Origin of the sequence: Amycolatopsis dongchuanensis (assembly GCF_039542405.1) — a bacterium.
In the GTDB taxonomy this organism is placed as follows: domain Bacteria; phylum Actinomycetota; class Actinomycetes; order Mycobacteriales; family Pseudonocardiaceae; genus Amycolatopsis_E; species Amycolatopsis_E sacchari.
Window position 1 is genome coordinate 57463 of the sequence record NZ_BAABIB010000108.1, and the last position, 8537, is coordinate 65999.

An 8537-nucleotide genomic window follows, 5' to 3' on the forward strand; every position below is an offset into this window, starting at 1 on the left:
ATGCACACGCCCTCGGACCTCGCCGACCTGCTCGAATGCGAGCACCGCAGCATCCTCAAACAGGCCTTCGCCGCCGGGCTGCCCGGCGCGCCCCGGCCCGAGTCCGGCGGTGACCAGCTCGCGGTGAAACACGGGCAGGCACACGAACAGGCCACGCTCGCGCGGTTCCGCGAGGAGCACCCGGCACTCGTCGAGATCGACTTCCGGGACCGCGCGAAGGCCGCCGCGGCGACGGCGGACGCCCTGCAGGCCGGGGCACCGGTCATCTACCAGGCCGTGTTCGACGACGGCGAGTTCACCGGCCGCGCGGATTTCCTCGTGCGTGACGCGCAAGGCCGCTACGAGGTGCACGACACCAAGCTCGCCCGGCACGCCCGGCCCGCCGCCGTGCTGCAGGTCGCCGCGTACGCCGACGCGTTGCGCCGAGAGGGCTGGCCCGCGGGACCGGACATGCACCTGCTGCTGGGCGACGGCGGCACCGCCACCCTGCACGTCGACGACTTCCTGCCGCTGCTGCACCGCCTGCGCGCCAAGCTGATCGGCCGTCCCGCACGCCTGCCGGAGAAGCTGTGGGCGGACGAGCGGCCGGCGTGCGCGGGGTGTGCCTTCGCGCGCCACTGCGCGGAAGGCCGGGAGGCCGACCGGGATCTCGCGCTCGTCGCCGGGATCCGGTCGGACCAGCGGCGCAAGCTCGCCGCGGCCGGGCTCGGCACGATCGACCGCCTCGCGACCGCCGACGCCGGGGAACGGCCGCGCGACATGTCCGTGCGCACGTTCTCGGCCCTGCGGGCGCAGGCGGCGATCCAGGTGCGGCAGGACGTCACCGGGAAGATCAGTTACGAGATCGTCGAACCGGCGGCGCTGGCCGAACTGCCACCGCCGCGCCCGGGTGACGTGTTCTTCGACATGGAGGGCGATCCGTACGCGCTGGGTGGTACCGGTCTGGAGTACCTGTTCGGTGCTGTCACCCCGGACGGCGGGTTCACGCCGTTCTGGGCGCATTCGCGGGCGGAGGAGAAGCGGGCGTTCGAGCGGTTCGTGGACTTCGCGACCGAGCGGCTGGCCGCCGACCCGGAGGCCCACATCTACCACTACGCCCCCTACGAGACGACGGCGCTCAAACGCCTGGCCGCACTGCACGGCACGCGTGAGGAAGCCGTCGACGAGCTGCTGCGCCGGGGCGCGCTCGTCGACCTCTACGCCGTGGTGCGCAAGTCCTTGCGCGTCTCGCAGCGGTCGTACTCCATCAAGTACCTCGAACCGCTCTACATGCCCGAGGCACGGGACGGGGACGTGAAGACGGCGGCGTCGAGCATCGAGGCGTACGAGGAGTACCTCACGCTCACCCGGCTCGGGGAGGACGAACACGCGGCGGAGGTCCTGCGGGGTATCTCCGACTACAACGAGTACGACTGCGTCTCGACCTTGCGCCTGTTCGAGTTCCTGCACCGGGTCCGCGAGGAAGCGGGCATCGAACCACCACCGCGGCGCGAGGAGTCCGAAATGGACACTCTGCTGCGGGACACCACCGAGCAGCTCGACGCCGAGCGCCGGGCCGAGCGCGCCGCCCACCTCGCCGGCCTGGTCGACGCGCTGACCGGGTCCGGCGACGAGGCGGCAGCGTTGCTCGCGGCGTGCGTCGGCTACCACCGGCGGGAGACCAACCCCGCGTGGTGGGAGTTCTTCCGCCAGCTCGCCGCGCCGCTCGCCGAGCTCGAAGCCGACCAGACGTGTGCGGTGCCGGTGTCGGTGCACGCGGGGGAGTGGGTGCCGCCGTCGGGCCGCCAGCGCAAGGCGAAGCGCACGCTCGTCCTCGCGTGCGATCCCGACCGGCCCCACCCCTTCGCGCCCGGCGACCAGGTCCGGTTGCGTTACGGCGCCGAGGCGCGGGACGCGCGGGTCGTGGACGCGACGGCCGAAGAGCTGACGCTGGAGGAGAGCTGCCAGGTCGGCGAGACCACGGACGAGCGGCCGGTGGCGGTGCTGCCGGGCAGCCCGGTGCGCCCCACGCCGAAGGACGAGGCGGTCGCCGAACTCGCGCAGTTCGTCGTCGACCGGCTGCCGGACCTGCCCGCGCACCCCGGGATCGACCTGCTGCGCCGGATCCCGCCCCGGCTGCGGAGCGGCGGACCGCTGCCCGAGCCGGGCGACGACCTGGTGCGCACCGTCATCGAAGCCGTGGACGCGCTCGACGGTTCGGCGCTCGCCGTGCAGGGCCCGCCGGGCGCGGGCAAGACCTACCTCGCCGGGCGGCTCATCGCGCACCTCGTCCGGTCCGGCCGGACCGTCGCGGTGACGTCGAACAGCCACAAGGCGGTGGAAAACGTGCTGGCGGCGGCGAAGGCGACCGCGCCGGAGCTGCCGTGCGCGAAGCGGCCGCGCAAGCCCGGTGACGAACAGCCGTGGGACCAGCCGAAGACCAACGACGCGCTCGTGCGGTGGCGCACCGAGCACGAGGACGGGCACCTCGTCGGCGGCACGGCGTGGACGTTCGCGAACGCGGCGGTGCGCGCCGAGCCGTTCGACGTGCTGATCGTCGACGAGGCGGGCCAGTTCGCGCTCGCCGACGCGCTGGCCGTGTCCACCGCGGCACGCAACCTCGTGCTGCTGGGCGATCCGCAGCAGCTGCCGCAGGTCGTGCAGGGCACGCACCCGGCGGGCGCGGAGGCGTCCGCGCTGGGGCACCTGCTCGGCGACGCCGACGTGATCCCGCCAGGGCTGGGTTACTTCCTCGACCAGACCCGGCGGATGCACCCGGACGTGTGTGCACCGGTGTCGCGGCTGTCCTACGCGGGACGGCTGCACGCGCACCCGTCCACGGCCGAGCGCGGCATCGACGGCGTGGCGTCCGGGCTGCACCTGCTGGAGGTGGACCACCGCGGCAACACCACGCGCTCGGTCGAGGAGGCCGCGGCGGTGGTGGAGCTGGTGTCGGCGCTGCACGGTCGCAAATGGACGGACCACGACGGTGTGCGCCCGCTGGACGACGAGGACATCCTGGTCGTCGCGCCGTACAACATGCAGGTGCGCGTGGTGGCGCGGGCGCTGGAGCGGGCGGGGCACCCGGGCGTGCGGGTGGGCACGGTGGACCGTTTCCAGGGGCAGGAGGCGCCGGTGGTGATCGCGACGATGACGTCGTCGTCGGCGGTGGACCTCCCGCGGGGACTGGATTTCCTGCTCTCACGCAACCGGCTGAACGTCGCGTTGTCCCGGGCGCAGGCGGTGGCGGTGCTGGTGTGCTCGCCGCACCTGGTGGAGGCGGACATCCGGACGGTCGACCAGATGCGGCTCGTCTCCGGCGTGATCGGCCTGATGGACGGTGCGCGCCGCTGGGAGTGGTGATCCTGGCGCTCTCGCGGATGGCCGGGCGGTGCTACCCTGTCCTATACCCATAGGGGGTATAGGAAGGAGCGGCTCCGATGGACCACACGGCGCACCACGCGGGCACGCATCCGGCGACCTGGGCCGCCGCGGCGCAGGCGACCCTGCACTGCCTGACCGGCTGCGCCATCGGCGAGGTGCTCGGCATGGTCATCGGCACCGCCGCGGACCTCCACGGCGCCGCCACCGTGGTGCTGTCGGTCGCGCTGGCGTTCGTGTTCGGCTACGCCCTGACGATGCGCGGGGTGCTGCGGGCCGGGGTCGGCGTGCGGACCGCGCTGAAGGTCGCGCTGGCCGCGGACACCGTGTCGATCGCGGTGATGGAGGTCCTCGACAACACGGTCATGGTCGCCGTGCCGGGCGCGATGGACGCCGGGCTGGGCGACGTGCTGTTCTGGGCCTCGCTGGCCGGTTCACTGGTGGTGGCGTTCCTGCTCACCACGCCGGTCAACAAGTGGCTGATCGGCCGCGGCAAGGGCCACGCCGTCGTGCACCGGTACCACTGAGCCCCGCGCCGCGAGGCCGTGCAGCAGCGGCAGGTACACGTCGTCGACGAGCGCGGTGATCGCCTCGTCGCCGATCGGCCCGCGGCACAGGAGGGTCTCGTTGCGGATGAGGTCGAGCGGCAGCCGCGCCGTCCTGGCCGGGAGCTCCAGCTCGGGCAGCTCGCCGCGGCCGGCCGCGCGCCGCACGACCTCGCGGACCTTGTCGCCCAGTGGGGACCCGACGAGCCGCTGGTGCAGCAGCTCGCTCACCTCCGGGTGCCGGAAGGCCTCGCCCATCACGCCCGCGATCACCTCGGTCATCACGCTGTTCGCGCGGTCGGCGACCCGGCGGAAGAGGGCGAACAGGTCCCCGCGCAGGCTGCCGGTGTCGAGCGGGGTCGCGAGCCTGCCCGGCGTCTGCTGCGCCCACGCGGCGAGCACCAGTTCGGCGCGGCTGGGCCAGCGCCGGTAGATGACCGGTTTGCTGGTGCGGGCCCGCCTCGCGACGCCTTCGATGGTCAGCGCGTTGTAGCCGACCTGGGTCAGCTCCTCCCAGGTGGCGTTGAGGATCTCCTGTTCGAGCTCCTCGCCCCGGCGGCGTGACTTCGGCTCGGGCACCGGCCTCCTTAAAATACGTTGCGTATCTTATCCTCCTGGGATACTGTGCCCATATTAGATACGTTCGGTTTCTCCATGGGGGACCTGTTGCTCATCCGCCTGTTGCGCACCCACCTGCGCCCCTACCGGCAGGAGCTCACGCTCGTCATCGTGCTGCAGCTGATCGGCACCGTGGCGTCGCTGTACCTGCCCAGCCTGAACGCGGACATCATCGACTTCGGCGTCGTCCGCGGGGACACCGGCTACATCCTGTCGACCGGCGGCTGGATGCTGGCGATCACGACGCTGCAGATCCTGTGCTCGGCCGGTGCCGTCTACTTCAGCGCCCGCGCCGCGATGGGCTTCGGCCGCGACGTGCGTGCCGCGATCTTCTCCCGCGTCGGCGACTTCTCCGCGCGTGAGGTCGCGCAGTTCGGCGCCCCGTCGCTGATCACGCGCACCACCAACGACGTGCAGCAGGTGCAGCTGCTGGTGGTGATGGTGTGCACCCTGCTCGTCATCGCGCCGATCACGGGCGTCGCCGGCATCATCCTCGCGCTGCGCGAGGACGTCGGGCTGTCGTGGCTGCTGCTGGTGTGCGTGCCCGTGCTGCTGATCGCGATCGGCTCGATCGTGGTCCGCATGGTGCCGCAGTTCCGCCGCATGCAGGAGCGCATCGACCAGGTCAACCGCGTGCTCCGCGAACAGCTGACCGGTATCCGCGTGGTCCGCGCGTTCGTCCGCGAGGACGCGGAGACCCGCCGCTTCGGCGACGCGAACTCCACGCTGACCGACACCGCGCTGCGCGTGGGCAAGCTGCAGGCGCTGATCTTCCCGACGGTCCTGCTGGTCCTCAACGCCTCCAGCGTGGCGGTGCTGTGGTTCGGCGCGCACCGCGTCGACGCGGGGCAGATGCAGATCGGCGCGCTCACGGCGTTCCTGAACTACCTGCTGCAGATCCTGATGGCCGTCATGATGGCGACGTTCATCTCGATCATGATCCCGCGGGCGGCGGTCTGCGCCGAGCGCATCCAGGAGGTGCTGGGCACCGAGCCGTCGGTGAGCCCGCCGCTCGCCCCCGTGCGGGAGCTGCGGGCGCACGCGGAGCTGGAGTTCCGCGGGGTCGAGTTCCGCTACCCCGGTGCGGCCGAGCCGGTGCTGCGGGACATCTCGTTCACCGCGCGGGCCGGCACCACGACGGCGATCATCGGCAGCACCGGCGCGGGCAAGACGACCCTGCTGTCGCTCGTCGCGCGGCTGATCGACGTGACGGCGGGCGCGGTGCTCGTCGACGGCGTCGACGTGCGGGAGCTGGAGCCGGAAGTGCTGTGGCGGCGGATCGGGCTGGTACCGCAGAAGGCGTACCTGTTCACCGGCACGGTGGCGGCCAACCTCCGGTACGGCAACCCGGACGCCACGGACGAGGAACTGTGGGAGGCGCTGGAGATCGCGCAGGCGCGGGAGTTCGTCGAGGCGATGCCGGGCGGGCTGGAGGCGCCGATCGCGCAGGGCGGCACGAACGTCTCCGGCGGGCAGCGGCAGCGGTTGTCCATCGCCCGCGCGCTCGTGCGGAAACCGGAGATCTTCCTGTTCGACGACTCGTTCTCGGCGCTGGACCTCGCGACCGACGCGGCGGTGCGTGCGGCGCTGCGCCCGCACACGCGGGACGCGGCGGTGCTCGTGGTCGCCCAGCGCGTGTCCACGATCCTCGACGCCGACCGGATCCTGGTGCTGGACGGCGGTTCCCTCGTCGCCGCCGGCACCCACCGCGAACTGCTCGCGACCTCTCCGACGTACCAGGAGATCGTGCAGTCCCAGCTGACGCCTGAGGAGGCGGCGTGACCACCACGGAGAACCGCCCGGCGGCGCCGCGGCCGCAGCCGGGGCCGATCGGGCGCGGGATGCCCGGCATGGGCATGGGGATGCCCGTCAGCAAGGCCAAGAACTTCCGCACCTCCGCCAGGCGCCTCGCCGAGCGGCTGAAACCGGAGCGCTTCGCGTTCGCGGCCGTCGTCGCGCTGGGTGTGGTCAGCGTGGCCTTCTCCGTCGCCGGGCCGAAACTGCTCGGCGAGGCCACCGACGTCATCTTCGACGGCGTGCTCGGCCGGCTGCGGCACGTGCCCGGCGCGGGCATCGACTTCGGCGCGCTGGGCACGGTGCTCATGTGGGTGCTGGTGCTGTACGTGCTGGGCTCGCTGTTCGGCCTGCTGCAGGGCCGTCTGCTCAACAGCGTCGTGCAGCGCGTGGTGTTCCGGCTGCGGTCCGACGTCGAGGAGAAGCTGCACCGGCTGCCGTTGCGCTACTTCGACGGGCAGCCCCGCGGCGAGCTGCTTTCCCGTGTCACCAACGACATCGACAACATCTCGTCGACCTTGCAGCAGACGCTGAGCCAGCTGCTCACGTCCCTGCTCACGGTGCTCGGCGTCATCGTGATGATGCTGACGATCTCCCCGCTGCTGACGCTCATCGCGCTCGCCGTGATCCCGCTGTCGGTGCTCGTCACGGGGCAGATCGGAAAGCGCTCTCAGAAGCTGTTCATCGCGCAGTGGCGGCACACCGGCGCGCTCAACGCGCACATCGAGGAGTCGTTCACCGGGCACCAGCTGGTCAAGGTGTTCGGCAGGCAGCGCGAGTCGGAGGCGGAGTTCCGCCGCCGCAACGACGACCTGCACGACGCGGCGCTGGGCGCGCAGTTCGTGTCGGGGCTGATCATGCCCGCGATGATGTTCCTGTCCAACCTCAGCTACGTCGTGGTGGCGGTGGTCGGCGGGCTGCGGATCACGTCGGGTGCGATGTCGCTGGGCGAGGTCCAGGCGTTCATCCAGTACTCGCGCCAGTTCACGCAGCCGCTGACGCAGGTCGCGTCGATGGCGAACCTGCTGCAGTCCGGGGTCGCCTCCGCGGAGCGGGTGTTCGAGCTGCTCGACGCCGAGGAGCAGGAGCCCGACCCCCGCGACCCGGCGCGGCTGCCCGAGGAGCGGCGCGGGCGGGTCGAGTTCGAGGACGTGAGCTTCTCTTACCGCGACGACCAGCCGCTCATCGAGCACCTGTCGCTGGTGGCGGAGCCGGGGCAGACGGTCGCGATCGTCGGGCCGACCGGTGCGGGGAAGACGACGCTGGTCAACCTCGTGATGCGGTTCTACGAGCTGGACGCGGGGCGCATCACCCTCGACGGCGTGGACATCACCGAGCTGCGCCGCGAGGACCTGCGGTCGCGGATCGGGATGGTGCTGCAGGACACGTGGCTGTTCGGCGGCACGATCCGCGACAACATCGCCTACGGCAAGCCGGGCGCCACGGAGGAGGAGATCGTGGCGGCGGCGAAGGCGGCGTTCGTGGACCGGTTCGTGCGCACCCTGCCCGACGGCTACGACACGGTGATCGACGAGGAGGGCAGCAACGTCAGCGCGGGGGAGAAGCAGCTGCTGACCATCGCGCGGGCGTTCCTGGCGTCGCCGTCGCTGCTGATCCTCGACGAGGCGACGAGCTCGGTCGACACCCGTACGGAGGCGCTGGTCCAGCACGCGATGGCGGCGCTGCGGACGGCCCGCACGAGCTTCGTGATCGCGCACCGCCTGTCCACGATCCGCGACGCGGACCTGATCCTGGTGATGGAGTCGGGGCGCATCGTCGAGCAGGGCACGCACGAGGAGCTGCTGGCGGCGCGGGGTGCTTATCACCGGCTGTATTCGGCGCAGTTCGCGCAGGCGGCGGGATGACGGGGTTCGCCTCGTCCTGACGGGCCGCGCCCCTGCCCGGCGTGCACGTGGTGGCGCCGGGCAGGGGCGCGGGGCGGGGCGGTGGGTTGGCCGCCGCTCGGTGACGCCACGCGCCGCCCTTCCCTGGCCACTGCTGACCTCCGCGGGGCAGGCCCCGCCGCGCGGCCTTGGTGACTCCGCGTGGCGGGGCCTGCCCCGCCACTGCTGCCCGCCCTGGCGCGGCGCCGGGCTCTGGCCACCGGCCCGCCGGGCGGCGCCCCGTTCGCCCAGCCGGGCCAACCCCGCTCGCCCCGCCACCGCCACCGCCCGGCACCGGCGACCACCCCGCTCGCCTGCGCGGGCGGGCCGCCCACCC

Annotated in this window: 5 protein-coding genes; 4 read left to right on the forward strand and 1 reads right to left on the reverse strand. The window is 72.3% G+C overall.

Going from position 1 to position 8537, the window contains the following annotated elements; all coding sequences use genetic code 11:
- Together ABFX51_RS28225 and ABFX51_RS28230 are read left to right on the forward strand one after the other, a co-directional pair.
- Positions 1-3342 carry a TM0106 family RecB-like putative nuclease gene (locus ABFX51_RS28225; RefSeq protein WP_346055463.1) on the forward strand — a complete coding sequence of 1114 codons (3342 nt, stop codon included), beginning with the start codon at positions 1-3 and terminating at the stop codon, positions 3340-3342.
- Between the two features lie 77 nt (positions 3343-3419).
- Positions 3420-3887: a DUF4396 domain-containing protein gene (locus ABFX51_RS28230; protein ID WP_091505785.1), complete on the forward strand. Its 468-nt coding sequence runs from the start codon at positions 3420-3422 to the stop codon at positions 3885-3887.
- On the opposite strand, the gene ABFX51_RS28235 is transcribed toward ABFX51_RS28230, so the two are convergent.
- Positions 3795-4484 carry a TetR/AcrR family transcriptional regulator gene (locus ABFX51_RS28235; RefSeq protein ID WP_346055464.1) on the reverse strand — a complete coding sequence of 230 codons (690 nt, stop codon included), beginning with the start codon at positions 4482-4484 and terminating at the stop codon, positions 3795-3797. The two genes, ABFX51_RS28230 and ABFX51_RS28235, sit on opposite strands and share 93 nt — an antisense overlap.
- An 87-nt stretch (positions 4485-4571) precedes the next feature.
- On the opposite strand from ABFX51_RS28235, the gene ABFX51_RS28240 reads away from it, so the two are divergent.
- Positions 4572-6305 (forward strand): ABC transporter ATP-binding protein, encoded by a 1734-nt coding sequence (locus tag ABFX51_RS28240; protein ID WP_346055466.1) that lies wholly within the window; start codon positions 4572-4574, stop codon positions 6303-6305.
- A gap of 59 nt (positions 6306-6364) precedes the next feature.
- Entirely contained in the window at positions 6365-8182 is a 1818-nt protein-coding gene (locus ABFX51_RS28245) for an ABC transporter ATP-binding protein (RefSeq protein WP_428832507.1), read from the forward strand.
- Positions 8183-8537 lie beyond the last annotated feature (355 nt).

Excerpts from the sequence above, each read along its gene's own strand:
- ABFX51_RS28225 (WP_346055463.1), top strand. The coding sequence starts at position 1 with ATGCACACGCCCTCGGACCTCGCCGACCTGCTCGAATGCGAGCACCGC.
- ABFX51_RS28245 (WP_428832507.1), top strand. The coding sequence starts at position 6,365 with ATGCCCGGCATGGGCATGGGGATGCCCGTCAGCAAGGCCAAGAACTTC.
- ABFX51_RS28230 (WP_091505785.1), top strand. The coding sequence starts at position 3,420 with ATGGACCACACGGCGCACCACGCGGGCACGCATCCGGCGACCTGGGCC.